We start from the raw sequence: 25,879 nt of genomic DNA, 5'->3' as shown, positions 1-25,879 counted from the left end.
ATCATTCGAAACAGCGCTTACAAAAACAAAGAATAGATGTTTGGTTGAATTTTCTTGTTTGATGGTTCAACTAAATGAAAATTCGTTTGTTACAACCAATTATCTGTCTATGCCCTTGTTGTTTGTTATTACGAAACACTGTTTCATAATTTGCTAAAAAAATAATATCATGGAGGTGGATTTATTTCAATAATTTTCATAAAATTTCTTCATTTTCTATTTTTGTATTTTTTATGATGGGGCAACTGCTTTCATCTCTTTCTTTATTTCTGCACAACGTCCCGGAGTTGGGAATAATTTTCCCGCATTTAATAGATTTTTAGGGTTGAACACTTCGCGAATATCTGTCTGTGCAATTATTTCTTCATCATTGAAAACAAAGCGCATTTCTTCTCTTTTTTCGATTCCGACTCCATGCTCACCCGTGATGGACCCGCCAACATCAGCACATACTTGCAGACATGCACTTCCAGCCTCTAGTGCCCTTTCGGTTTCGCCCGGCTTTCTAGCATCAAAAAGAACAAGCGGATGAAGATTGCCGTCTCCAGCATGAAAAATATTAGCAATGCGCAGGCCGTACTCTTCACTAATTTTGTTGATTCTACTTAACACTTCCGGCAGCTTGCTTCTTGGTATAACCCCGTCTTGTACTAAATAGTCCGGAGAAATAGCCCCCATTGCACCAAATCCCGTTTTACGATTGGCCCACCATCTTCCTCTTTCTTGTTCATCTTGGGCTACTTTCACTTCACGAACGTTTCTTTTTTTGCATACTTCCAGAATTTGATTAATCTGCTCCTCGATACCAGCAGAAATTCCATCCACTTCAATCAGCAATAATGCTTCAATGTCTCTAGGGTGCCCTACAGGAAATGCGGCGGCTTCAACACCCTCAATGGCTGTTTTATCCATCATTTCAAGGGCAGCTGGAACAATGCCTGTCGAGATAATATCAGACACCGCTTGGCTTCCATCTGAAACCTTATCAAAATAAGCCAACACCGTTTGCTTCGCTTCCGGGTTTTTCAAAATTCGAACCGTTATTTTTGTCACGATGCCTAATGTCCCTTCCGATCCTGTTAACAGCCCCAGCAAATCATATCCTGGTGCATCGGGAATCCCATTTTTTCCGATTTCAATAATTTCTCCGTTCGGTAAAACAACCTCTAGCCCCAGGATATGGTTAGTGGTGACACCATATTTAAGACAGTGTGCCCCTCCGGCATTTTCGGCGACATTTCCGCCAATCGTACAGCAGTACTGGCTCGAAGGATCCGGTGCATAATAATACCCTTTGTCAGAGATTGAGTTCGTCAGCTTAAGGTTAATAAAGCCCGGTTCCACTACGGCACGTCTATTCTCGAGGTCTACACTTAAGAGACGCTTCATTCTTACTAAACTAATAATAACCTCGTTATTTAATGGAATAGCCCCGCCGCTTAGACCAGTTCCAGCCCCGCGAGCAAGGAAAGGCAAATGATTTTCAGAGCAATATTTTACGATTTCCGCCACTTCCTGTGTGTCTTTTGGGAAAACAACCGCTTTAGGCAAATGCCTATGAATCGTAAAGCCATCACAGTCATATGCAAGCAAATCTTCCTTATTGTAAAGAATGGAACGGGCTCCTCCAACAATATTGGCTAGATTTTTTATATGTTTATCTTTTGTTTTGACCTCTTTTACCGCCATTAGTTCCCCTCCTTTAAGCCATCCTCTTTTTGATATGCCCAATCCAGCAACTGAATGGTATGAACAATTTTTTGGTTTCTTCCGTATTTTTGTACTCCCATCGCCATCTGAAGCATACATCCAGGGTTCCCCATTGAAATCATTTCAACATCTTCAGGAACATTTTCCATTTTACTTTCGAGTACGGCTCCAGCCATTTCCGGATTCGTAATGTTATAAATGCCGGCACTTCCGCAGCAGCGGTCTGCGTTTGGCATGTGCACCATTTCTACACCAGGAATGTCAAGCAGGATATCACGCGGCTCCTGACGCACTCCTTGGCCATGCGCTAAGTGACACGCATCATGATACGTAATTCTTGTTTTCAGTTCTGCTTTCGGTTTTTCATACCCTGTGTCATGAAGGTATTTTGAAATGTCTTCTACCTTTGCAGAAAACTCTTCCGCTTTCTCATGCCACTCCGGGTCTTCACGGAACAATTCCGGATATTCTTTCAACATACAGCCGCAACCAGCAGCATTCACGATGATTTTATCGGAATCTTTAAACGCTTCAATATTCTGCTTCGCAAGCTTTCTTCCTGTTTCACGGTCACCGGCATGAATATGCAGCGCCCCGCAGCACGTTTGCTTTTGTGGGATTGTAACGTCATTTCCGTTACGTGTTAATACATTAATCGTAGCCTCATTAATATCACTGAACATGACATCCATCACACATCCGGTTAAGAACGCCACTTCATTCTTTGTTTCGCCTTTTGCTTTAATGACCTTTTCATTCTTGTACTTTTGGCGTACGGGCTCTTTTACTTCCGGCATGATCGCTTCCATCTCAACTAAGTGCCGTGGCATGATATTGATAAGCCCCGTTTTTCGAACGACCTTTTGCATTCCGCTCTTTTGATAGAACTTTAACAAGCTGCCTAATGAATTCAATCGGTCTTGATGTGGAAACAATCCCTGCAGGAAGAATTTGTTTACTGTTCTTTTCCACCCTGTTAATGGCATCGCTTGGCGAATTTGACCGCGTGCTTCTTCAATCAATCCACCTACATCGACATCAGCAGGACAGGCCGTTGTACATGCACGACAGTCCAAACACGCAAAAACAGGATCCATAAATTGCTCATTCACTTGAAGTTTTCCTTCTGCAACAGATTTAATGAGATGGACACGCCCGCGGGGAGAATGCTGTTCCTGGCCTGTCTGCTCATAAGTTGGACATGATTCCAAACACATTCCACAGTGAACGCAATCTGCCCATTTGTTTTCGTCAGGCGGATCGCTCCAAAGATAATTGCTTAAGCTACCTGTCGTACATGCCGGGTCTTGCTTTATATCGCCTTCTCTTAGACTCACAGTTATATCCCTCCCACGAATCGTTTATGATTAAGAACTCTGTTTGGGTCCACCTTTGATTTAATTCCTTCTAATAGGAAGAAATATGACGGTTTGTCACCCCAAACATTTACTTTCTGACGGAGCGCAAAAGGCAAATGTTTCACAATGGCGTACCCGCCTAGTTGTGTAACAGAATGTCTTAGTTGGTGGATGGCTGATACGATATCTTCACTGGCACCTTTTAAATGAACTTGGCATAATCCATGCCCTAATCCGCCATGTGCTTCAATCACTAAGTTATGGCCGTCTTGTAAGAGTTGACTTTCTTTTATGACATGGAGAACATCCAGATTGGTCACACCGATTTTCAAGGCTGCCTCTGTTTCTTTACCGGCAGGGCGTTCTGCGCCATTCGGTCCGATTGTATAAAATGTATTCCAAAAACCTTGTGCTTCTTTTTGTTGAAGAATCATCATGTTCGTTTTGGCAGGCTGAATGTTCTTGACAAAATCCTCTTGGTAATGGACGGAACTTTCGACGTCTTCAAAGCCAATCGCTAATGTATAAAAACTTTGACCCGTCAGCTTTTCTGATAAAGATGGGCTTAACACTTCAACAGAGATGGGTTCCATCATGGAATCTAAAAGGTTGATGACAAATGATCGGATTTCCTCAAGATTTCCTTCGGGGAAGGATAAGAGAACAAGACTTTCATACTTTGGCAGCGGACGAAGCTTCAGCGTCACTTCAGATACCACTCCCAATGTACCCATTGAGCCGATAAACAGTTTATTCATATCATAACCGGCCACATTTTTTACGACTTTTCCACCTGAGCGGATAATGGTCCCATCTGGATAAACCATTTTCAATCCAATCACCACGTCTCTGGCAGATCCATAGCCAAGACGTTTGGGACCGCTTTCATTTGATGCGATGATCCCCCCAATCGTTGCATATTCCGGCCAAGCAGGATCCAGTGAAATCTTTTGGTTATGTTCCGCTAAATACTCTTGCAATTCTTTAAACGGAGTACCTGGTTTAACGGTTAATGTCATGTCTCCAACCGTATGTTCCACAATCCCTTTGTAGTTCGCTAAGGAGAGTAGGATATCAGCTTTTTCAAGGAGACCTCCAAACCCTCTTTTCGTTCCGCCTCCAATCACCGATATTTTTTTTTCATGATTGTTTGCGTACTTTATAATGTTTGCGATTTCTTCTTCTGATTCTGGATAAACAGTTACTTGGCCGCTATTTCCTAGCGGATGGCTTTCGCTTTCTCCCTCTTTCATTTGGTTTTCAGGCAAAATAGACTTTAATTCTGTCAAAAGTTCTGCTGCGATCAATACCAACACCTCCAGATGTTTCACAATAAGAAACATCGTTTCTATAAATGTGTAAAAATATAGTTTATATTACGTATTTGATCATTGCTGCCATACACTATTTTGCAAAAGTTCTTCCACAAAATTTAAGTGTTCAATCATCATCTGATTAGCTTTTTTGGGTTCTCTTCGTTTAATTGACTCATAGATTTGAGCATGTTGTTTTACAATGGTTTTAACAGTGCTCTCATTTTTTTGGATATAATGATGAAAATCGATCATGGCTTTTTTAGTCGTAGTTGAGATAAATTGCATGAACTGAATCATAATTTGGTTGCCTGTCGCTTTCGCAATTGCCATGTGAAAATGGTAATCGGATTCCCACCCATTGACCAATTGATTGGAAACGCTTTCTTTTATAAGCTGCAAATCTTTCTCTGACCGATTTAATGCGGCCATTTCCGCTATACCGGCCTCCACTATTTTTCTTGCTTGAAACAATTCACGGATGTCTCTAGAACTGGGGAGTAATAAATGAGGGTTAAATAGTTTCGTTGAATCAAATTTACAAACAAAGGTTCCTTCCCCTTGCTTCACATAAACGGTGCCTTTCCCCTTCAGTGTTGTGATGGCATCACGGACTGAAGAACGTCCGACATCGAACAAATCACAGAGCTCACGGACGGACGGAAGTTTTTCACCTGCCCGAAACGTTCCAGACTCTATCATCTTTTCAATTTCTTCTGCAACTGATTCAGACACTTTCTTTGTCGATATTTTCTTTACATTCACAAATCCCCCTCCTTACTTTTCAGACATCACATATCTGATATGTTATATATTTACGTTTATTAAACCACTTATATGAGGGTTTTTCAATGAATTTTTGGAATTTATAAAAAAATCAAAAAAAAAAAAAAAAAAAAAAAAATAAATGATTCACCTGCTGCTTCTTTTAATAATTCATAGGATCTTTTGCGTTTCTCAAAATCATAGATTGATGGTAGCACCATTAATCCGTCAATGGGGTATGACTTTTTCAATTGGGGCGCAAAATTCGACACTCCTCTTTGTTTTATGTGTTTTACAAATTTGTTTTCATTGTTTTAACTGTTTTTATTGTTTTCAGTCCTTGCTGAGCCTTGATAATATTAGTGTTCGGACCTCCAACTATAACAAAAATGGTGTGAATGATAACATTTTTGGTGTGAATGATAACAAAAATGGTGCGAATGATAACGTTTTTGGTGCTTGAATAATAACAAAAATGGTGCGAATAATAACGTTTTTGGTGCTGCTATAACAAAAATGGTGCGAATGATAACGTTTTTGGTGCTTGAATGATAACAAAAATGGTGCGAATGATAACATTTTTGGTGCTACTATAACAAAAATGGTGCGAACATAACATTTTTGGTGTCTAAACTATAACATTTTTGGTGCGAACTATAACATTTTTGGTGCGTACTCCACCTAAAAAACATATAAAAAATAAGAAGATTCGTATTATTTCAACTATTTAATCATCACAACAAATTTCTTTCGTTATAATTCGAATTTTGTCATAATGATGTTAGCGTTTAAGGAGGAATCCCTGTTGTATAAGTCAGAGATCGTTGAAGCTAACACAAATAACTTGGTCACGAAATCAAACCTTTTAATTGAAGCGAATTATAAACTAGGTGTGACTGAGCAGAAAATCATTCTTTGTATTGCAAGCAAAATTCAACCTGATGATTCGGATTTTAAGACATATACTTTGCCGATCAAAGAGTTTAATAAATTGCTTGGATTAAAAGGAACACCTAAATATACCGAGTTGCGAAAAATTACGAAAGATCTTATGCAAAAAGTGTTTGAAGTCCGGATTGAGAATAAAGTCATCCAGGTCGCTTGGCTTTCATATGTAGCTTACAATGAAACCGAGGGGACGATTGATATTCGTTTTGACCCTTTCCTTCGTCCTTATCTATTGCAGTTAAAGAAAGAGTTCACTAGTTATAAATTGGACAATGTGGTGAAATTAAAAAGCTCGTATGCCATCCGCATTTATGAGCTGCTCAAGCAATATGAAAGAGTGCAGGAAAGAACCTTTAGCCTTGAACACTTACGACGGTTGTTGGGTGTTGAAGACTTATATCCGGCATATGGAAACTTTAAACAACGTGTTTTAGTTCCGGCCCAAAAGGAACTAGGAAAGAAGACTGATATTACGTTCGAGCTGGAAGAGATGAAAAGCGGCCGGCGAGTAGAAAAAGTGAAGTTTGTGATAAAATCGAGGAAAAAAACGCCTAAACAACTAAATCTTTTTGAAGATACATTTGAATCTCTTCAGCCCGTTCCTTCTTCTTATGAACGCTTAAAGGGCCTGGCTCTTTCGCTGGGGGTGCATTTAACCGAAGAGATCTATCATAAGTGGGTGGAAAAATACGGGGAAAAACGAGTTATCCATGTAATAGAGGAAACGACACGCAAGAAAAATATTAAAAACCCGATCGGATACATAACATATATGCTACGCGAGTCCGCTGATGGTGTTCTTGAAGCGGCCGTTGCGGATTCCCGGCAAAAAGAACAGGATCTTTTGCTTTATTTAATTTCGCGTTATCGAAATTCAAGGCAAAAGCTGCCCTATTGGCTCATTGAAGAAAAAGCTATACAGGATATAGGTGACAAGCTCAGTGTCCCATCTGAGGATGCCCTTTATATCTTTACCAAAGTGAAAGAAAAATTTTTTGATGCCTTAGGCTTTAAACCTGAAGACCTTCCAAGCCCTATGGAAGAGGAAGAGTTTTTAAAAATGAGAAAAGAGCTAAGGGAAGAGCTCGAAAAGTATAAGAATGAACTATAACATTTTTGGTGTGCTCCCCAAACTATATAAATCCACGTAAAGAATTTGACATGAGCCAAAAACGCCCGTGTCAAATTCTTTACGCATAAGTGCCCATCTTTTTTAGCTAATAAGAAAAGATAAAGATATTGCGTGGGGTGACTCAAAAGGGGCGATTTTTCCCCTTTTGGGTCACCCCCTTTTATATTTCAGCCTGTATTTCTCAAACCCGCAGCAACACCATTGATCGTAAGCAGTACTTCACGTAACAACTGATTAGCATCCTCGTCCTTCTCTGTCTTTTGACGAAGCTCTGAAATAAGTTGAACTTGAAGAAAGTTTAATGGATCAACATATGGATTGCGAAGTCGAACAGACTCCTTAATATTTGGAATATGATCAAGCAAATCGGTTTGTTCTGTAATTTGCAGGACCATTTCCTTCGTTCGGTTATACTCTCTCGTAATTTCGCCAAAAATTCTTTGCCCGACCGTTTCATTTTTGAGCATGCCGGCATACTCTTTTGCCGTTGTCAAATCTGCCTTTGTTAAAGCCATTTGCAGATTGTCAATCGTGGAACGGAAGAACGGCCAGGTGCGGTACATGTGCCGCAACAAATCCAAGTTTCCTTGTTTCTGCACAAAACGCTGCAATCCGGTGCCCGCGGCAAACCAGGCAGGCAGTAATTGGCGGCTTTGTGTCCAAGCAAATACCCATGGAATGGCCCTTAGATCCTCGAAGCGCTCACTTCCTTTTCGGCTCATTGGTCTTGAACCGATATTAAGAGCACCTAGTTCAAGTAAAGGTGTAGCTTGTTTAAAGTATGCTAAAAAGTCAGGATCTTTAAAAACAAGTGATTGATATTTTTCTAAAGCATAGGCTGAAATTTCATCCATCGCTTGCTCCCATTCTACAGAACGCGAATGATTTTGTTCCGCTTCATTTGAAATGTGAGCGATCGCTGTCAACAATGTAGTCGTCGCTTGTTCGAGACTGCGATAGGCAATTTCGGAAAGCAAGTAACGGGAGGAAAGGACTTCGCCTTGTTCCGTGATTTTTACTCCATCACCTAATGTTTCAGAAGGCTGTGATAAAAGACTTCGAGTAAGAGGGCCGCCCCCGCGGCCTAATGAACCGCCGCGACCATGGAAAAACTTTAAACGAACATCATACTTTTTGGCAATATCATGAATTTCTTGCTGCGCTTTATAAAGTTTCCAGTTGGCTGTAAGGGTCCCTCCATCTTTACTGCTGTCAGAATAACCAAGCATAATTTCTTGTAAATCGTTACGAGCGGATAAATGCTTGCGGTACAAATCTATTTGGAATAATTGCTCCATCATTTTTGGCCCGAATGTTAAATCATCAATCGTTTCCAGTAACGGCGCAATATGAAGCTTGCTCACAATCCGGCCATCTGGATAAACGCGATATAACCCAACTTCTTTCGCTAGTACCAGCACCTCTAATAAGTCGCTTACTGATTGTGTCATGCTGATCAAATAGACCTCAATTGCCCGTTCTCCAAACTCCTCATGGGCTTTTTTAATCATTCGAAATACTTCAATGATCTCTTGGGTTTCTGGCGAATGAGTATCAAAGATAGAAATTAAAGGCCTTGGATCCCGGAGAACCTTTGTTAAAACATCTACTTTTTCCTCTTCCGTCAATGCCTTATAGTCAGGAGCAATATTTACTGCATGAAAGATTTCTGTAATGGCGGATTCATGTTCACCGCTATGGTTTCGGATATCAAGAGAAGCCAAATGAAACCCGAACAGCTCCACTTGACGTTTTAATTTTTGAAGCAGTTTTAAGGTGTAGCCATTTGGGTGATGGGTTTCTATACTTTTTTGAATCATGTCTAAATCATGAAGCAATTCGTCAGATGAACGATATCCGCTCTTGTTTGGACCCACGTACTGCAGTTTCCCAAGCATAATGGTTACTTTACAGCGATATACTTCATCTTCGTTTCTCCATTTTTTCCCTTCTTCCAGCAAGCTCATTTCCTTCTCGACTGAGGCAGCCAGCTCATCGCTTACTTGCACTCTTTTTGTGGAGTGACTTAATCGCTTCCTTAATTCTTCAAGTGACTCTTTGTATTTTGTTATGGCTAAATGACGTTGTCGTTTTAACGTTTTCCACGTCATTTCAGCGGTTACATTCGGATTTCCGTCACGATCGCCGCCAATCCATGAACCAAACCGCAGAAAAGTGGGTACCTTCCATTTTTGATCGTATTGTTCAAAGAGCACCTCTTCTAAATCTTGATGAATTTGAGGCAAAACGTCAAATAAAGTTTCATCAAAATAATATAAACCATTTGAAACTTCATTCATGACAGTAAGCTTCTTGTCCCTTAATTCATCCGTTTGCCATAAAGCTGTAATCTCATTAAACAAACTCTCTTCAATCGCTTTTCTTTCACGTTTTGTACATGGTTGATCCAATTGCTTTAACAAATTGGCGATGCGTTGGTGAATTTGCAATACAGTCCTTCTTGTCGCTTCTGTCGGATGTGCTGTGATAATGAGTTCGAGAGATAACGTCTGCAGCAAGTCCGTAACCGTCTCAGGTGAGATTTGATTCTCAATTAAAGATGCAACACCGGCTTCCAGAGAACCGGGTTGAATCAATGCCTCCTCCTGATGTTGATATTCACGGCGACGTCGAATACGGTGATTTTGCTCGGCAATATTGACAAGTTGTAGATAAATAGAAAAAAAACGAATGACATTTTGTCTTAATGGCGGTTTTAAATTGATCATTTCTTCTTTTAATTCTTCATAAGTAGAAGGATTATTATCATCACGCAAGGATTTTGCCATTCTATGGATTTTCTCTATCTTATCAGCTAAAGTTTGTCCTCCTTCATGGATGAGGACGTTATTCAGCAATTGTCCGAGAAATGTTACATCTTGTTGTAATGGATTGTTATAACTTTGCTTCTTTTCTGATAACTTCGCTGTCAATGTACCCCCAGCCTTTCAAGAATATTTTAGAGTTCCAAAGATTATTAAGAAAATACATGTGCCTTTTGGCTAGTATTTTTCTAGATTCCAACAGGAAAATAAATTCCATAAAAATCGATATGGACATACGAGGTTCCATCTAAACGTATCACGTCCATATTAGTGGTTAAGAAACTTTCTTGATTTTTTCCATTCTACCAGCATTGAAACTTTTTCACAATCAATTATTCTATTTTTTTGAATATTTTTATAAAAAATGATTTCTTCACTTTCTCCATTCATGAATTTCAACTGTAGGAGAAAACGTTACCAAAGCGCCGGATTTTTCATCGATTGTTTTTGACTGATCGTATATATGAATCCACATAAGACCTTTGTAAGCCTGCTCAGGGTGAGAGAACAGAAAAGCGCAAATTGAAGAAGGCTGGATGACAGAGGTTAAAAAATTAAGTTGGATTTATACATTAAAAAAGGATGACTTAAAAGGTAGAAAAAGCATACCATTTGAGTCACCCTCTGTCTTTATGATTAATGAAGCTTAACCAATTCAAGGATCTTTTTAGCTGGTTTTTTCGTGGCATCCACCGTCAGGATGTGGCCTGCTCCTTGAACGTAATAATAATAGTATCCATCGTCATTCTTAATTTCTATGACGTTATGAAACGTGCCGGCTGGTGTTGTGATTGTTTTTGTTAGACTCGTAGCGGCATAGTTCATTGTCATACCCTCACGATTTACACTCCACTTTTTGTTAAGAGTTAAAGGATAAGGAATGTGCAGCCCGGAATCGGCATTGTAAAATCCAACTGTCATTCCCTCTTTGTTCTCAATATAACTATATTTTTGAGAAAATTGCCCTTGTTCGCTTTCGTATACAGCATTCCAAATGTCTTGCCCGTTGTCTGTACCGCTGTAAGACCAGGTTGCCTTTTTCGTGCTTCCCCAAGCATCAAAAGAATTGTATACATATGTTTTAGCAGGATTAAGCTTCAAACCGCTTGTAATCGATCTATTTTCTGGACAGGGTTTAAATGCCTCATTTAATGAGCGAGCGATAAAGGCGGAAAATTGGGCACGGGTTACAGTATTTTTCGGTTTGAATGTACTGTCGCTATAACCGGTCGTAATATTATTTAACGCAATCTTTACAATGTATTGATAAGCCCAATAAGAAGTTGGGACATCAGTGAAATAAATGCCGCTGTTTCCTTGAAGTTTAAATGCCTTCGCCAATACCCTCGCCATTGCTTCCCTGGTGATTGGGCTATTAGGATTAAATTTCTTCTCTTTAGGGAAAATGCCTTCCTCAATGACAGCAGCAATTTCTTTGTATGCATGATAAGTAGAGGGTACATCTGTCAGATTAGGGTTAGGACGACCGTTAGTGTTTAACTTTAAAGCTCTTACCAGCATCAATGCAACTTGGGCATTGGTCACGTTATTATTAGGCTTAAATGTGCCATCTTTATAGCCCGTAATAATTCCGTTATCGACAAGATAATCAATTTCTTTTTTCGCCCAATGATGGCTTGGTACATCTTTAAATGAGACCGCTGCTTGCACATGATTGAAAGTCGGAATAATGAGACTTAACAACAAAATAAAGGATAACACTACTAAACTAATTTTCTTCATTTTTGACCTCCATTTGTAAAAGTGAAAACATGGTTATCACCTTATGAAACGCAGCATTTTGGATAAAGTTTCATCTTAAAACAAATTAAAGTCAATCAATACCTACATGATTACCCAAGAAATCCGAATGATCGACAATTTACTATTGTTTCTAGGTTATTAGGTATGATATTATCGAAATATTACAAATTATCTAAATAAAACGGATTGGGATCGTTCTTGAAGCTATCATAATATCATTTGGCTTCGTATACTTATTTGCAAATGCTCGAGATAAAACGGTCCTAAAAAAACAGTCAAACTGGCCGAGGAGGAAACCGAATGAAAAAGATTTTACTAGCGTTACTGTGTGGAGCATTATTCATGCTCACTGCCTGCGGTTCGGGGAGTAAAGTAAGCGGTAACAAGGAAGAAAAGAAAACCGTGAAAATAGGTATCACACAATTGGTTGAGCATCCTTCTTTAGATGCTTCGAGAGAAGGCTTTATTGCTGCATTGAAAGATGCCGGCTATGAAGAAGGAAAGAACTTAAAGATCGATTACCAGAATGCCCAGGGTGACATGAACAATAACATGATGATTGCGCAAAACCTGGTCGCTGACCAAAATGATTTAATTCTGGCCATCACTACATCGAGCGCCCAGGCTGCTGTCAAATCAACAAAGGATATTCCGATCTTGTTTACAGCCATTACCGATCCGGTTGGAGCTAAGCTTGTCAACAGCATCGAGCAGCCGGGCGGAAATGTTACCGGCACTTCTGACACTCACCCGGAGGCCATTAAGAAAACCATCAGCTCTATTAAAGAATTTATTCCAGACGCCAAAAAAGTGGGGATTATCTATAACTCCGGGGAACCAAACTCTGTTGTCAACGTAGAAAACGCAAAGAAAGTAATAAAAGAAATCGGCTTAGAAGCGGTGGAAACAACAGTGTCAACGAGTTCAGAAGTGAAACAAGCAGCTGAATCATTAGTAGGGCGGGCCGACGTTTTCTACATACCAAAGGACAACACTGTAGTTGCTGCTCTTGAATCGGTCATAAAAGTAGCGAATGAGAAAAAGATCCCGACGTTTGTCGGAGAGGGCGATTCGGTAAAACGCGGAACATTTGCTTCATATGGTTTTGAATACCATGACCTCGGATATGCAACCGGAAAGATGGCGGTTGAAATTCTAGAAGGCAAGAAGCCGAGCGATATTCCAGTCGGCTTTCCTGAAAACCTGGAGCTCGTCATCAACAAGAAAGCGGCTGAGCAAGAAGGCATAACCTTAACCGAAGAAATGATGAAAAATGCCAAAATAGTGGGTGAATAAAGGCCGCTTTATCATCTTGTAATAACCTGCCGTATGTTTTCTTATGGCAGGTTATTTTTCTCTTGAAGAAACAACTATTTTAAAACACTATTTGATTGGATGCCATCATTTCCCTTGTATATAGATCGATTTAGAAAATTCGACCTGACCAAAGAACGGCCATGCCAAATTTTCTAGACCTAAGCGGCTGGCACCCCCCCTTGAGGGGTTGGCGCCAACCGCTTAGGTGAACCCTTGAGGGCGAATTCAAGTTGTCTGGATCACCGATTGTGATGCCTCTTGATTGAATGAAGATGTGTCGAGTTATTAAGTGGAATATATATATAAAAAATCCCATCTCCTTTGGAGAAGGGATTTTTTATGTTTCAAAGAGATTATGCCTTTCATACGAAAATAGCTTTGCTCAGAAAAAATATCCAGTATTATAGCCGGGCTGACCTATTTATATCTATAACCATCCCTATTTCTTATTAAGGGCGTCAAGAATTGGGTAAAGCTCCTCCAAATGCTTGATTTCGTAATCAGGAACTACTTCATTTCGTTCCTTGTTATGGCGATTAATCCAAACGGATTTCATACCAACACGAGATGCACCAAGAATATCTGTCATTAAGTTATCGCCTACCATGATGGCTTCATCTTTATGGAGCGACATCCGTGTCAAGGCATGCTCGAAAATGGAAGGGTCTGGCTTCCCTTTGCCGAATGCCCCGGAAATAACAATGTGATCAAAATAAGGAACGAGCTCAGGAGTTATATCTAGTTTCGTATTTTGCAAATCTGGTGATCCGTTTGTTAAAAGCAAGAGCTGGTACTTCCCTTTTAAGCGGTCTAGCACTTTAAACGTTTCTTCATATACAAATGGGTTATTGCGGCGCTCGACAGGGAAGCGCTCCGCTAATTCATAGCCAAATTCAGGATCATCGATTCCTAATGCTTTCAACCCTCTTGTCCATGCTTCCTTACGATATACAGGAACAATCTCTTTCATTTTTCGGAAATTGTCATCATCGTCTAAAAAATTTCCCCACAATCCTTCGAATGGATTAATGCCAATCATTTGTGTAAAAGCATATGTTTCATAGGAGGAATATAGTTCTCTCGCTTCCCTGCGAACTGCTTCTTCAAGCACTTCAGGATCAATGTCATATTTTTGTCCTGCTATTCGGCAAGTTGCTGCAAAAGCTTCCTTTACACTCTTTTGATCCCAGAGCAGCGTATCATCAAGGTCAAAAAAGATCGCTTTAATCATAGTAGCATGTCCCTCATTTCTTTTCCTAGTTGTTATCTTAAAAATTTTACTATTCAAACAACAGATTACAAGGAATTTGATGATAAGTAAATAGGAACATCCCATATCTTTGATAGATTTCCTTTTCTCTAACCAATAGTGGTACCCATTTTTACTCATTTATAGTAGGATAAGAAGTTGTAAGTTCATATAGAAGGGAAAAGTAACCATGACATATAAAATGATTGTACTAGACTTGGATGATACATTGCTTCGCGACGATCTGACGATTTCTTCGCGTACAAAACAAGCATTGATGGATGCACAAGAGTTAGGGGTTAAAGTGGTATTGGCGTCCGGCCGCCCTACTTATGGAATGCGCAGCATTGCCAAAGACTTGCGTCTAGAAGAATATGGGAGCTACATTTTGTCTTTTAACGGTGCCAAAATTATCAATTGCCAAACAAACGAAGAGCTCTTCAGCAGCACTTTGTCTCCGGAAACCGCTCATCGCTTATATGACATCAGCCGTCGGGAAGGTGTCGGGATTCTTACGTATACAGACGATCATATTGTGACAGAAACAGCTGAACCGTATGCATCTATCGAAAGTAATCTTACCGGCATGCCGGTTATGGAAGTGGGTAGCTTTATCGAAGCCGTTTCTGAACCCGTTGTCAAAGTGTTGATGCTTAAAGAAGCTGAAAAGCTAGCAGAGGTGGAAAAAAAACTGCAACAAGAATTAGCGGGCAAGCTAAGCGTCATGCGCTCGAAACCGTTCTTCTTGGAATTCACAGAAGTAGGTGTGACGAAAGGAACAAGCCTCGATTATTTAACTCAAACGCTTGGCATTAAACGCGAGGAAGTCATTGCCATGGGCGACAGCTACAACGACCTTGCCATGATTGAGTTTGCCGGTCTTGGTGTTGCAATGGGCAATGCACCGGACGATATTAAAGCAAAGGCTGATTACGTAACAGACACAAACATGAATGACGGAGTAGCGAAAGTGGTGGAGAAGTTTGTGTTGAAAACGGCATCCTTCGTATAAATTGATGAAAAAATCCCCTGCAAACTAAAAGTCCTGGTACAGGGAACTGTTCAGGCGCGGACTTATTTATATTGGCACATTAATAAGCCCTGGATTCCGTTTAATCCAGGGCTTTGCTTTAGCTCATTATATGGTGCTTCTTCTTTCTTTGTTAAAGCAGGAAGCAACCACCGCTGTACTGTCCCTTAAGGTAAAAGAACAATTGCATCTCCAATCGGACGTTCGCCGGTTGAATCGGATGGCCGATTAATAAGTTCAGAACCAATCGTCATCGTTGTTGACCCACCGCCATCCAGATTTACCGCGTCTTTAGCACCAAGTGCCTGCATGATTCGAGCACTTTCTTCAAAGTTTGCACCTACACTGTATCCCGGCTGGTGACCATCTATCGTAACTAAAAGGATTTTTCCATCATTGGTTACCCCCGCCAGTGTCCGTGGATTGCGGCGCTCGCCAAATCTGTAATAAAACTCGGGATTATCGTTCCAGTGAAATCCTTCATTTGCAGCATCAATATTTACTCTGCCATGCTGCAATAAACGCGGGCCGCCGTTTACAATGCCTACCGTCTTGTCGACCGGCAATGGTTTTCCATCAGCCAAGATACGATTATCTATGTCCATTTTTGTTCCCGGCTTGGCATGTGAAAGCAGCCAATCAGCAGCATCTTCTTTACCTGATAAGACCATACCGTCATTCGGAATCTTTCCGCCGCGATGATCGCGCACTTCCATTACCTCTTTTGCAGAATTGAGGACAACTTCAACTCCCTCTCCAGGCTCTGTTGTCTGACCAAAAGCTGGTGTGAACACAATTAGTTCTCCTGGATCGGTACAAGTGAAATCATGTTTAGGTGTATCCGTTGTATCGCCAATGCCGCCGCATCCGCGGATAAGACCAGGCTTGCGGTTATATCCGTCTATCTCTCGTTTTGCTCCATCTGAGACAATTGCCTGGAGATGAGTCTCGACGGCAGCAATTTTTGCGTTCTGATTAGATAAGATAAGGCTCGTTCTTCCATTTACAGCCTCGCTAATCAAATGGCCGTTCATCATTGAAACACCGGCAAGATCTCCTTCGGTACCGTCATTCGGTCCCATAACGAAGTATCCTCCATTTACAGCCGCCAAGGCTTTAGTGCGGGCGGCAATACTTGTCAGTTTCTCTTTACCGGGCACTGCTTCCGTCCCTAGTTCAGGAGTGATTTTTCCCGTAAATTTAGTTGGATCAATTTCAAGGACATTTATAGCCCATGGTCCTGTCGTTTTTCCACCATCTCCACCTGAATAGACAACACGGGATTTATCGTAACCCTTTCCTTTAAGCTCATCTTTTTGAGTTGCGGCATCCTTCTCCTCTTTAAATGACCCAATACGCACAAGATATCCAAGCGGACCTTTCTCATTATCATCGGATGCACGCTCGTGGATGATTTCCATGCGGGGATCATATCCATCGGCTTCCAATTTCTTCATGAGCAGCTGGGCTTCTTGCTTTTCCTCAAAAAAACCAACGTCAACTATAAAAACATCTTTCTCTGATTGATAACCACGAGTTATGTGAGTATGAGTAAGACCTGGCGCAATCTTCGTTTCTTCTCTCGATTCTGCTAAGCTAGGATTTCCAAGCGGAAGAGACTTTTCTGCTGTTTCCGAGGCTTGTACAACACTTGGATGTGCCATAATCGGGGGAGTAACTGCAGCTGTTAACGCCACAGCAGCCATGGCGGGTAATGCAAACAATGCTTTGAATTTTTTTGGATTATATTGACGCACTTGTAAATCTTCCTCCTTTAATTTTGATATCATCAACTATAAAGAAGAATTGTAAACTGATTTTCATTTAAATGTAAAAATTATATTAATATAAGTTCATTCTTCCTTTATCGGTAAAGGCGGCGGAAATGCCACCACTCAAGTGCAAGCAAGATTTTCAACAATGAAGAGTAGAAACAGTTTACAACTTTTTTGGGGAAGGTAATAAAATAAACACAATGATAAGGAGATTTTCTATGTTTGTTTGCTACCGGGAGCGGGATGAAACGCTTGTTCATCATGTTCCGCTGGACAAACTATTGGTCGAAACAGACGGTCCCTGGCCTTTTTCCGGACTATTTCAACACGTAAAAACGTCCCCTTTGCTGTTACAAGAGGTGACAAAAAAGATTGCATCATTAAAGAGAATGCCGTTAGAAGAAGTCATCCAACAATTGAATGTGAACACGATTTCCTTATATTCGGGATAAAGGTTTTATCGTATTCTCTGTGTACTTTCATTTTCTTGATTCCCGAACATCATTTGATGGGTTTCCAAAAATGTTCTTATCGGTTGTTGTTCGATTATAATAATGATCAGAAAGGATATTTATGTCCATCATTAAAAGGGAGATTTATTTGTATGTCTAATTTAAAAATTAAAGAGCAAGGCACAAAAGCTTCAGAGAGAAAAAAAGTGAGTTTAGAAGAAGCCATCAGGCAAAAACTCGCAAGCAAAAAGCAGAATCAATCAACTGGAAGATGTGCAGCTTCCCCTGTAAAAACGACTCAAACTATGAAAAGCCAGCAAACGAAAAAACGAAATAATCAACGGAAACGGACGGGTGTTTAAATGGACGGACAATATCGGACAAATATTTCTTCGGGTCTTCATGTGAATATCGTTTTGAAGCAAGACCAAAAAACGGGAAAACTGACAAGCGGAATCGTAAAAGACATTCTAACAAAATCAAGCTTTCATCCCCACGGCATCAAGGTAAGGCTGCAGGACGGGCAGGTCGGCAGGGTGAAAGAAATTATAGGCGAGTAGCTCCCCGAACAAAAAGCGAGGCTGATTCAAAAGCCTCAGATGACGATCATCATCCATTTTTTCTGTGATGGACCGTTACCGCGATGCTTGATTTTCTTTGACTATTAATGGCAATCCGCATCTCTAATACACAGAATAATGTATGGTTAAAAAAGAACACTCCCGCAACTAAATTTGCGGGAGTGCACATTGAGTCCTTAAACTTTTACATGAATGAAATGGATATGGATCTTCCATTTATTATAGCTTGTGTTTATTAATCATTGATGGTATATTTATTGAGCGATGAGCTAAATTGTGTAAGTCGATAGACATGCCGGGAGGCTAAATGCACGAATGTGGCGTGCAGTTTATCGCCTCAATACGCAAAAAAGACACCTTTTTAGGCGTCTTTTTTTATTTTTCCTGCCTATTTGAACTACTCCCACTTACTCATTGGGCTACGCCCTGCACATTCCTTGAAGCGGGAGTATTCTTTCGGAAAATGATAAAAACTATGAAGTATCTTTTCCTCTCTCTATTCACTGCTTTACCAACATTTCTGGAAAAATGAAACCAATTACCTTTCGCCATGTCCATGATAAAATGGCTATGAGGAAGTGAGCATGATGAGGAAAATGAAAAAAATTCGAGTCGTTATTTGTATATTGATTGTTTTACCAATTCTATTAAGCTTGGATTCTATTGCTTATGATTCCAACTATTATGCAAAATATAGATCACCTGAAGGCATCTTATTTTTGAGCTATACAAAAGAATGGGATGAACAGAAGTTAAAAGAGTTGTATGGTGAACTTATCAAAAATAAACATGGACAAGAAATCTCTCTTTTACAGGAGGTCAGAGTAAGAGGCGGATATTCTGATTATGATATACGAGGTCGTTATCAAGCCTTAACGAATACGATTACTTTGTATCACGGTGACTCTTATACAGAGCCCTCCTCTTTCAGGGAAACTCTTTCCCATGAATATGGCCACCATTTTGCCTACTATTATTTTAAATCTCATCATTTCCCGTTTTCAAAATGGGCAAATCTCAGAGGTCTAAGAAATGAACCGGTTCGCTGGGATGCGTTTTGGAATTATTCGGGTGATCACCATAAATGGTTTCCAGAAGAAATCATCGCTGATGATTATGTTTTGCTGTATGGCCCCACAGAAAAAGTGGATCTAAAAGATGTTTATAGCAACGAAGCTTTTTATTTAAGAACGGAGCATGAAAATCAAGATATCCCTAATGTATTAGAAAATAAAGAACTTCATCAATATTTAGAGAAAGTTAGCGGATTAAAAATCGACAAAGACCGCTTACTCAAAACGCCGATAGTTAAAAAGGTGCGGGACGACACACTCTCATTTTCGGTAACACCAAAAACCGATGTTGCCTACAGGTTAAATCTTTCTTTTTACGAACAACAAGAAGATTCTTATTCTGAGGAGGGCTACTATGAAATGACAGTTATTACATCTGATCATGAGGGGAATGAAATTGTATTTCCATTAGAGGATTCGATAAATGAGGTTGCTTCTGTCCCTTTCAATGGTTACATTAAAGCAAGTGTTGACGTTTTAGATTTAAATACATCTATTGGCTTTCAAACGGACGATTTTACCATAAAAGTTCATGACAATCATTTGGTTGGTACATCTGCGTTAAACGGGCAAAAGTAACTTTATGCCCCATCTTATCCAGATTGAACAAAAACCTTAGTACATAAATCCAACTTAATTTTTTAACCTCCGTCACTGGGCTTTCTTCTATTCGCGCCTTTCTGTTCTCTCATCTTGAATAAGCTCACAAAGGTCTTCGTATAAGCGGTCGGGAAGAACCCGCAAGGGAGATTGCCGACCGCTTATGCGTAAAGAATTTGGCATGGGCGTTTTTGGCTCATGTCCAATTCTTTACGTGGATTTATATATATCCACGTTGTATAAAATCTTGTATGATCCAGAATTCTTCCTATGAAGAGACTCCTTGAGCACCAAGGAGTCTTTTGTATGTCAATTAAACTAGGGGGTGACCCAAAAGGGGAAAAATCGCCCCTTTTGAGTCACCCGCGCAACATGGTCCGTTATATAAATCCAGTAATACCAAGGGTTTTGATTGACGGTCCATGTTGCATAAAACATAAAACCCATCATTTTTTGAACTTATGGATCAGCCTCAAAAACGACTAATAATAGCCTCTGTATAGGGAGTATGGATAAGACGGATATCTATATCGGTTACATAACTTATTACCTACCAATATCCCTCCTAGGCCTCCTATTACCCCTCCTCCCACTCCACCTACTACGCCTCCAAGAAAAAGCCCTCTGGGAAAGGGCCTTCCCAACAATGGTCTTCCAGCCCCACGAAAGAAAGGGTCTCCTCCAAAAAATCTTTCAACTGAATTCATTAAACCAATCCTCATTTCATTCTTTATTCAATAAAGAATATGTGTTTACCCATTTAGTTTCTTGGGGTAGTGCCCTCCTTGATGAAAAATAAGTGAAAGTAACGCAAATTTTTTCATGGAAAGCCACCACCCTTACGTTACGGAATAGAACCGGTTCACCTTTATTCTATTAAATATTGCACACCAAAATGAGAATATAAATAATCTGATTTGCCATTAAAACCATGCCATTTAAAACGAGTATTTTAATTGTTATGTCAAAAACAAAAAAACTCCATACAATAATACAAATGTTAAATGGTTTTGTCTGGAGATGGTCTTATGGCACGCTGGATCGACGTATCAACAGCCAAACATCAATTAAAACTTTATGATGGTAATAGGTTAATAAAAGTATATCCCATTGCTGTTGGCAAAATGTTAACTCCAACACCTACAGGAAGATATACCATTATCAATAAACAACGTAATCCTCCCGGACGTGTTTTCGGGGTATTGTGGATGGGGTTATCCAAACCTCATTATGGAATACATGGAACAAACAACCCTGCTTCTATTGGCAAGAATGTGTCACATGGATGTATTAGGATGTATAACCATGATGTTATAGAATTATCATCAATGGTTCCTATTGGAACACGTGTCTATATTCATAAATGAGGTTCTAAATGTAAAAGAAAACTCCAGGTCATTGACGACATTACCGTTCGCGATAATCTGTCCATCAGTGGCCTTTTCAAATCCTGCAATCATTCTTAATGTAGTCGATTTACCGCAGCCTGACGGCCCGACTACCACGATGAATTCTCCCCGACCTTATGTTAAAAGTTCGAAAAATGATTCACACCAATAAACGGGAGGTTCTGATGCAAAAACTTCAAGACATTCACAATTAATCTCTAAATCTTGGACATATTGATACTATTACTCGAAGTGTGTGATTGGGATGGAAAAGCAACATTTCGATATGTTATGAGGCAGAACTACTCCATTTTTAAATTGGCTTTGTTTAATATGAATCTTGTGATTAGTTCATTAAAAGGTTTCCATTGTTTTGTAGGCAATTGATGGCTTTGCTTTTCAAATAAAAAGAGTTCGGCATGTTTACATTTACTTTTATAATAGGTTAAATATCGGCTGGTCCAATCTCCTTTTGCGCCATACATAAGCAACAAAGGCATTGTTAAAGTATCTAATTTTTCTAAACAATTATATTGTAACGAAGCCTGATAATACTCATACCAAACTTTTTTATTTGCCTTCTCCATATGATTTATCAGCGTCTCTCTTAGCGCGTTATCTTCAGTGTGACTTCTAGCGATGGCTTTTATTAACAAATTTAGTTGGTGTTTCACCATATACATTCCTATTTTATGTAATGTTTTAGCGGAAAAGTTATCAACTATAGGATAAGCTCCTGATAGGATCATTAATTCCACTCTTTTTGGATGATAAATTCCAATATGTTGAGCAATTAGACAACCAGCAGAATAACCGCATATAACTGCTTTATTAATGTTTAATGCATCCATAAAACACAATAGTTCATTTGCGTAATAAGAGATAGATACTTCTTGTTCAGCTTTATCACTTTCTCCATGTCCGCTTAAATCAGGAAGGAGAACCCTTATACGGTTAGACAAATAATGTTGGTAATAAAACACTTTACTTCCCATCCCCGGCGGATGAATAAATATTATTGGCATTCCCTGACCGTACTCCTCATAATGCAAATATTTATTGTCGTTTATCTTGATTGATGGCATATTTGTTTACCACTCCAAAATAAATTAACACCAACTGTTTTTTTAGTCCGGGTTAATGTGTTTTTAGGAAAAGATCAATTCTTATTTATTCCTTGCTTATTACAAATTTTAGATTATCCTTAAAATTAAACATTTATTCTTGTCTTTATCCTTTTCTTAAAAGCATATATCCTAGAAACAAAGGGACTGACAAGAACCCGAAAGGGAGATTGGCAGCCCCTTATACGTAAATCGGTTGACATGAGAACGCTTTTTGCTCATGTTAACTGATTTATGTGGATTTATATATTTACTATTTACTTTTCGTGTCATTTTTTGTATGATATAAACAAAGGAACAAACGTTCGTGTTGTTGGTGAACGATGCAAAACCGGACTTTAAGGAGTGTTTTGGGTGACTGCGAGACAGAGAAAAGGGAAAGCAAAACTACCTACAACCATTTCAAATACAGGATTTATCGGTGCAACCTTTGCAGATAAGGAAGAGCTCATGAAATATGAATATTACTTCTCTCGAAAGAGTATGCAACTTACCCATCGTGTGCTTGACGGGCTGCTGCAAGGTGTCAACTGTGTGTTTGAAGAACATGGGACTCCTGCTTATCTCTCTTGTGTGTACCTGCCGAAATACAAAAAAATTGGTTTGGTATTATCAACGAAGTCGTTTGGAAGACGTGAAGGAATCGGATATTTCATCAATTATCTAAAGGAAATCGGACATATTGACTGGGAAGAAAAAACGAAAGAATATGAAATACATAATACAGGTTTTATCGGAGTCGTTTTTGCGGATCTTGAAAAAATCGAGCGGTTTACATTCGAATTTGAAATGAAATTAATCTCTAAATTCGTAAAAGAATTGATTATCCCTGCTAAAGAATTGTTCTTACAGCACAATGTAAAAGCATACATATCAGGTGTTGAATGTTTGGAGCAAAATAAGTTGGGGTTTGTTCTATCCGTGAAACCATATGACGAACGTAAAGAGGCAGACTTATATTTTGTAGAATATTTAAAGGAACGCGGTTTTTATGAAGAAGATGAGGAAGAGCAAGAATTGGTACCTATTCATACAAAGTGGAGTCTTTTTAATTAACATATATTAAAAACATGCCCCTGTTCTCTTAAATGAGAAAGGGGTTTTTTTCTCTTTGCTTTAGAGCGGCAATGTTGGTATATCCATGTTTGATCAGCTTTCGGCAGCAGACCCGTTTTCCTATTCCTTTCGGCTATGCATGCATAATAAAGGAAACTGCCATCAGTGGGGGGCCTACTGCCCATCAATGTATAATAATCTAATTTTTCTGTATGTTGTGATAAAATAAAATTGAAATGGAGGTTACATGATGCCAAAAAGAAAACTCATTATTACCTATAATATTGATCAAGCCTATCGCCAAGAAATTAACGACATCATACCTGATTGGGAGATAATCGCAGGCAAGAAACGTTCCGTATGGCTAAATCATTTAAAAGAGGCTGAGATTATTGTCGGCTGGAAAAAAGAAATCACTCATCATTGCATCGATAAAGAGTCCAATCTTCGCTGGGTGCAAAGCTGGAGTTCTGGCGTGAATGGTTTACCGTTGGATGAAATGGCGGCACAAAAGATTTTCTTAACAAATGCCAGCGGTGTTCATGCTTATCCAATCTCCGAAACCATTTTTGCTTTAATGCTTGCATTAACGAGAAACATCCACACATATGTCAGAAACCAGCTTAGTAAAACGTGGAATCATGGCAATTTAAAGCTTGAAATACACGGAAAAACGGTTGGCATCATCGGTGTAGGGGCAATCGGGAAAGAAACAGCTAAAATCGCGAAAGCCTTTGGAATGAAAGTAATCGGATTGCGCCGTTCTGGAAATCCGGAAGAATACATAGATGAAATGTACAAACCTGAACAATTAAATACCATTCTTCCGCTATGTGACTATGTGGTGATTACCTTGCCCCTCACCAAAGAAACTTATCATCTGTTTGGTACACAACAGTTCAATCTCATGAAGTCATCGTCATTCCTTATTAATATTGGCCGCGGCGAAATTGTTGCAGAAGAGGAATTGATGAAAGCTTTGAATGAACAACAAATTGCCGGGGCTGGATTAGATGTATTTGAAAAGGAACCATTATCCAAAGACAGTCCATGGTGGAATTTAGAAAATGTCATCATCACTCCTCATACAGCCGGCTCGACAGAATATTATGACAAAAGAATCATCCAAGATATTTTCATCCCAAACCTGAAACACTACATTCAAGGAGCAGAACCTGTGATTAACCTAGTTGATTATGTAAAAGGTTATTAAAAAACAAACACCCCATTCTATCCAATCTCTAGAATGGGTATTTGTTTTCTTTGTCTGTTTATTCATTCACACATAAATGAATAACATTCTATTCCCCTGAAGCCTAAACTTTTAAGAAGTACAATGGTTGAAATTATTTGCTCTCAAGATGGTTTTCATAATAACGGGAAATCTCTATGATCATCGCTCCCATTCGTTCATTTTCAGGAACGACCAACCGCTCGACTCCTTCTTCTGTTAAAGCCTCCGCGGTAACTTTTCCAACCGCTGCAGCTAGCGTCTTTTCTTTAAAACAATGTAAAAGGTCATTTATGTATCCCTGTTCCTTTGCAAAATCAAAAAGGGAACGAACTTGAATGGCTGTTGTAAAACATACGGCATCCACCTTGTGGCCCAGCAGTTCTTGGCATAATGTTTCAACCGTCTGTCGTTCAGGAGCAATATGCTGGTAAGGAAGAAGCTGTAAGATGGACGCTCCCCTGTCTTCAAGAAATTTAATCAATGTTGGCGCTGTCTCACCATGAAGCTGTACCATTACACGCTTTCCTGAGAAATCCTGATCCTCCAAGGAACGAACTAATCCGCGGGTTGTCCCATCCTCATCTACCGCGACTGGTTTAATGTCCAGCTTCTTCAGAGCAGAATAAGTTTTATACCCTCGTGAAGCTACCTTCGCCTGACGGATTACACTTAAAAAGCGATCCCGGATCCCCAGTTTCCCCGCTAAATCCAAAAGAGTTTCCGTTCCGATTCCGGTGGTAAAAATAACCCAGTCCGCTCCCTCTTGAACAAATCGCCGTAAGTCCGGCTCGACTTGCTTATCCGCCAAAAATACGGTTCCTTGCAGAGGACGGACAACCGAAATCCCTCCTTGTTTTTCAATGAGTGTGCTCATTTCATCGGTTTTACGCGAGCCGGCAATCACAATACGCTTCCCCGCCAATGGTTTCCCCATTTTTCTTCCCTCTTTCCATCATGTTTAGAATGTTTATATCAGTCTTTTATTTTACCATAAAGAGCCCTTTTTAAACACGTCGGTATGTTATGTGGAACTTATCTAACACGTTTGTTGTATTATATTAGAAATCGTTCTAAAATTTATATATAGATCTACATTGAAAATCCTATTCAAGATGCAAAGACAGAAAAACTAACTATAAGTAGCTTAAAGAGCCAAAGCTGATGTCGAAAAATGAAAATGGATTT

21 protein-coding genes and 1 pseudogene are annotated in these 25,879 nt (G+C 39.6%); 11 read left to right on the top strand and 11 right to left on the bottom strand.

Annotated elements, in window-relative coordinates; all coding sequences use genetic code 11:
• Nucleotides 1–231: 231 nt before the first annotated feature.
• From ACFOU2_RS08780 to ACFOU2_RS08765, 4 genes are all read right to left on the bottom strand, one after another.
• Nucleotides 232–1,689, bottom strand: coding sequence for an FAD-linked oxidase C-terminal domain-containing protein (locus tag ACFOU2_RS08780; protein WP_377914244.1), 1,458 nt, complete (start codon nucleotides 1,687–1,689; stop codon nucleotides 232–234).
• Complete coding sequence (locus tag ACFOU2_RS08775) at nucleotides 1,689–3,047, bottom strand: (Fe-S)-binding protein (protein WP_377914242.1); 1,359 nt, start codon at nucleotides 3,045–3,047, stop codon at nucleotides 1,689–1,691. The genes ACFOU2_RS08780 and ACFOU2_RS08775 overlap by 1 nt, the downstream gene beginning before the upstream one ends.
• A gap of 2 nt (nucleotides 3,048–3,049) precedes the next feature.
• Nucleotides 3,050–4,375, bottom strand: coding sequence for an FAD-binding oxidoreductase (locus tag ACFOU2_RS08770; protein WP_377914239.1), 1,326 nt, complete (start codon nucleotides 4,373–4,375; stop codon nucleotides 3,050–3,052).
• 81 nt (nucleotides 4,376–4,456) lie between these two features.
• On the bottom strand, nucleotides 4,457–5,146 hold the full coding sequence (locus tag ACFOU2_RS08765) for a FadR/GntR family transcriptional regulator (protein ID WP_377914237.1): 690 nt from the start codon (nucleotides 5,144–5,146) through the stop codon (nucleotides 4,457–4,459).
• Nucleotides 5,147–5,951: 805 nt separating this feature from the next.
• Between ACFOU2_RS08765 and ACFOU2_RS08760 the strand changes: the two genes are divergently transcribed.
• A complete protein-coding gene (locus tag ACFOU2_RS08760) occupies nucleotides 5,952–7,205 on the top strand; it encodes a replication initiation protein (RefSeq protein WP_377914235.1) in 1,254 nt (417 codons plus the stop codon).
• A 188-nt stretch (nucleotides 7,206–7,393) separates the two neighbouring features.
• On the opposite strand, the gene ppc is transcribed toward ACFOU2_RS08760, so the two are convergent.
• Together ppc and ACFOU2_RS08750 are read right to left on the bottom strand one after the other, a co-directional pair.
• Entirely contained in the window at nucleotides 7,394–10,159 is a 2,766-nt protein-coding gene (gene ppc / locus ACFOU2_RS08755) for a phosphoenolpyruvate carboxylase (RefSeq protein ID WP_377914233.1), read from the bottom strand.
• Nucleotides 10,160–10,687: 528 nt separating this feature from the next.
• The gene (locus ACFOU2_RS08750; protein WP_377914231.1) at nucleotides 10,688–11,794 is read right to left on the bottom strand and encodes an S-layer homology domain-containing protein; all 1,107 of its coding nucleotides are present in this window, start codon (nucleotides 11,792–11,794) and stop codon (nucleotides 10,688–10,690) included.
• A 321-nt stretch (nucleotides 11,795–12,115) separates the two neighbouring features.
• Here ACFOU2_RS08750 and ACFOU2_RS08745 point away from each other — a divergent pair, with 321 nt between their 5' ends.
• The gene (locus ACFOU2_RS08745) at nucleotides 12,116–13,111 is read left to right on the top strand and encodes an ABC transporter substrate-binding protein (protein ID WP_377914229.1); all 996 of its coding nucleotides are present in this window, start codon (nucleotides 12,116–12,118) and stop codon (nucleotides 13,109–13,111) included.
• A gap of 460 nt (nucleotides 13,112–13,571) precedes the next feature.
• Here the strand turns inward: ACFOU2_RS08745 and ACFOU2_RS08740 are convergent, their stop codons facing one another.
• The gene (locus ACFOU2_RS08740; RefSeq protein WP_377914227.1) at nucleotides 13,572–14,363 is read right to left on the bottom strand and encodes an HAD family hydrolase; all 792 of its coding nucleotides are present in this window, start codon (nucleotides 14,361–14,363) and stop codon (nucleotides 13,572–13,574) included.
• A gap of 208 nt (nucleotides 14,364–14,571) precedes the next feature.
• On the opposite strand from ACFOU2_RS08740, the gene ACFOU2_RS08735 reads away from it, so the two are divergent.
• Complete coding sequence (locus tag ACFOU2_RS08735) at nucleotides 14,572–15,393, top strand: Cof-type HAD-IIB family hydrolase (protein WP_377914225.1); 822 nt, start codon at nucleotides 14,572–14,574, stop codon at nucleotides 15,391–15,393.
• Nucleotides 15,394–15,578: 185 nt separating this feature from the next.
• On the opposite strand, the gene ACFOU2_RS08730 is transcribed toward ACFOU2_RS08735, so the two are convergent.
• Nucleotides 15,579–17,168 (bottom strand): phosphodiester glycosidase family protein, encoded by a 1,590-nt coding sequence (locus ACFOU2_RS08730; RefSeq protein ID WP_377914222.1) that lies wholly within the window; start codon nucleotides 17,166–17,168, stop codon nucleotides 15,579–15,581.
• Nucleotides 17,169–17,404: 236 nt separating this feature from the next.
• Here ACFOU2_RS08730 and ACFOU2_RS08725 point away from each other — a divergent pair, with 236 nt between their 5' ends.
• From ACFOU2_RS08725 to ACFOU2_RS08700, 6 genes are all read left to right on the top strand, one after another.
• On the top strand, nucleotides 17,405–17,638 hold the full coding sequence (locus ACFOU2_RS08725) for a TatD family hydrolase (RefSeq protein WP_377914220.1): 234 nt from the start codon (nucleotides 17,405–17,407) through the stop codon (nucleotides 17,636–17,638).
• 152 nt (nucleotides 17,639–17,790) lie between these two features.
• The gene (locus ACFOU2_RS08720) at nucleotides 17,791–18,000 is read left to right on the top strand and encodes a hypothetical protein (protein WP_377914218.1); all 210 of its coding nucleotides are present in this window, start codon (nucleotides 17,791–17,793) and stop codon (nucleotides 17,998–18,000) included.
• A complete protein-coding gene (locus ACFOU2_RS08715) occupies nucleotides 18,001–18,198 on the top strand; it encodes a YwbE family protein (protein WP_377914216.1) in 198 nt (65 codons plus the stop codon).
• A 608-nt stretch (nucleotides 18,199–18,806) separates the two neighbouring features.
• Nucleotides 18,807–19,871, top strand: coding sequence for a hypothetical protein (locus ACFOU2_RS08710; protein WP_377914214.1), 1,065 nt, complete (start codon nucleotides 18,807–18,809; stop codon nucleotides 19,869–19,871).
• 529 nt (nucleotides 19,872–20,400) lie between these two features.
• Nucleotides 20,401–20,691 carry a hypothetical protein gene (locus tag ACFOU2_RS08705; protein ID WP_377914212.1) on the top strand — a complete coding sequence of 97 codons (291 nt, stop codon included), beginning with the start codon at nucleotides 20,401–20,403 and terminating at the stop codon, nucleotides 20,689–20,691.
• A 229-nt stretch (nucleotides 20,692–20,920) separates the two neighbouring features.
• Complete coding sequence (locus ACFOU2_RS08700) at nucleotides 20,921–21,259, top strand: L,D-transpeptidase (protein ID WP_377914210.1); 339 nt, start codon at nucleotides 20,921–20,923, stop codon at nucleotides 21,257–21,259.
• Nucleotides 21,260–21,280: 21 nt separating this feature from the next.
• On the opposite strand, the pseudogene ACFOU2_RS08695 reads toward ACFOU2_RS08700, so the two are convergent.
• Together ACFOU2_RS08695 and ACFOU2_RS08690 are read right to left on the bottom strand one after the other, a co-directional pair.
• Nucleotides 21,281–21,412, bottom strand: a pseudogene (locus tag ACFOU2_RS08695) (ATP-binding cassette domain-containing protein); the annotation flags it as partial.
• Nucleotides 21,413–21,582: 170 nt separating this feature from the next.
• A complete protein-coding gene (locus ACFOU2_RS08690; protein ID WP_377914208.1) occupies nucleotides 21,583–22,365 on the bottom strand; it encodes an alpha/beta fold hydrolase in 783 nt (260 codons plus the stop codon).
• Nucleotides 22,366–22,758: 393 nt separating this feature from the next.
• On the opposite strand from ACFOU2_RS08690, the gene ACFOU2_RS08685 reads away from it, so the two are divergent.
• Together ACFOU2_RS08685 and ACFOU2_RS08680 are read left to right on the top strand one after the other, a co-directional pair.
• A complete protein-coding gene (locus ACFOU2_RS08685; protein ID WP_377914206.1) occupies nucleotides 22,759–23,460 on the top strand; it encodes a hypothetical protein in 702 nt (233 codons plus the stop codon).
• Nucleotides 23,461–23,710: 250 nt separating this feature from the next.
• A complete protein-coding gene (locus ACFOU2_RS08680) occupies nucleotides 23,711–24,673 on the top strand; it encodes a D-2-hydroxyacid dehydrogenase (protein WP_377914204.1) in 963 nt (320 codons plus the stop codon).
• 133 nt (nucleotides 24,674–24,806) lie between these two features.
• Here ACFOU2_RS08680 and ACFOU2_RS08675 read toward each other — a convergent pair whose 3' ends face one another.
• Complete coding sequence (locus ACFOU2_RS08675) at nucleotides 24,807–25,628, bottom strand: uroporphyrinogen-III synthase (RefSeq protein ID WP_377914202.1); 822 nt, start codon at nucleotides 25,626–25,628, stop codon at nucleotides 24,807–24,809.
• Nucleotides 25,629–25,879 lie beyond the last annotated feature (251 nt).

The sequence above is a fragment of the Bacillus songklensis genome (genome assembly GCF_042649685.1).
In the GTDB taxonomy this organism is placed as follows: domain Bacteria; phylum Bacillota; class Bacilli; order Bacillales; family Bacillaceae_H; genus Bacillus_BA; species Bacillus_BA songklensis.
This window is presented reverse-complemented; position numbering and strand designations above follow the sequence as displayed.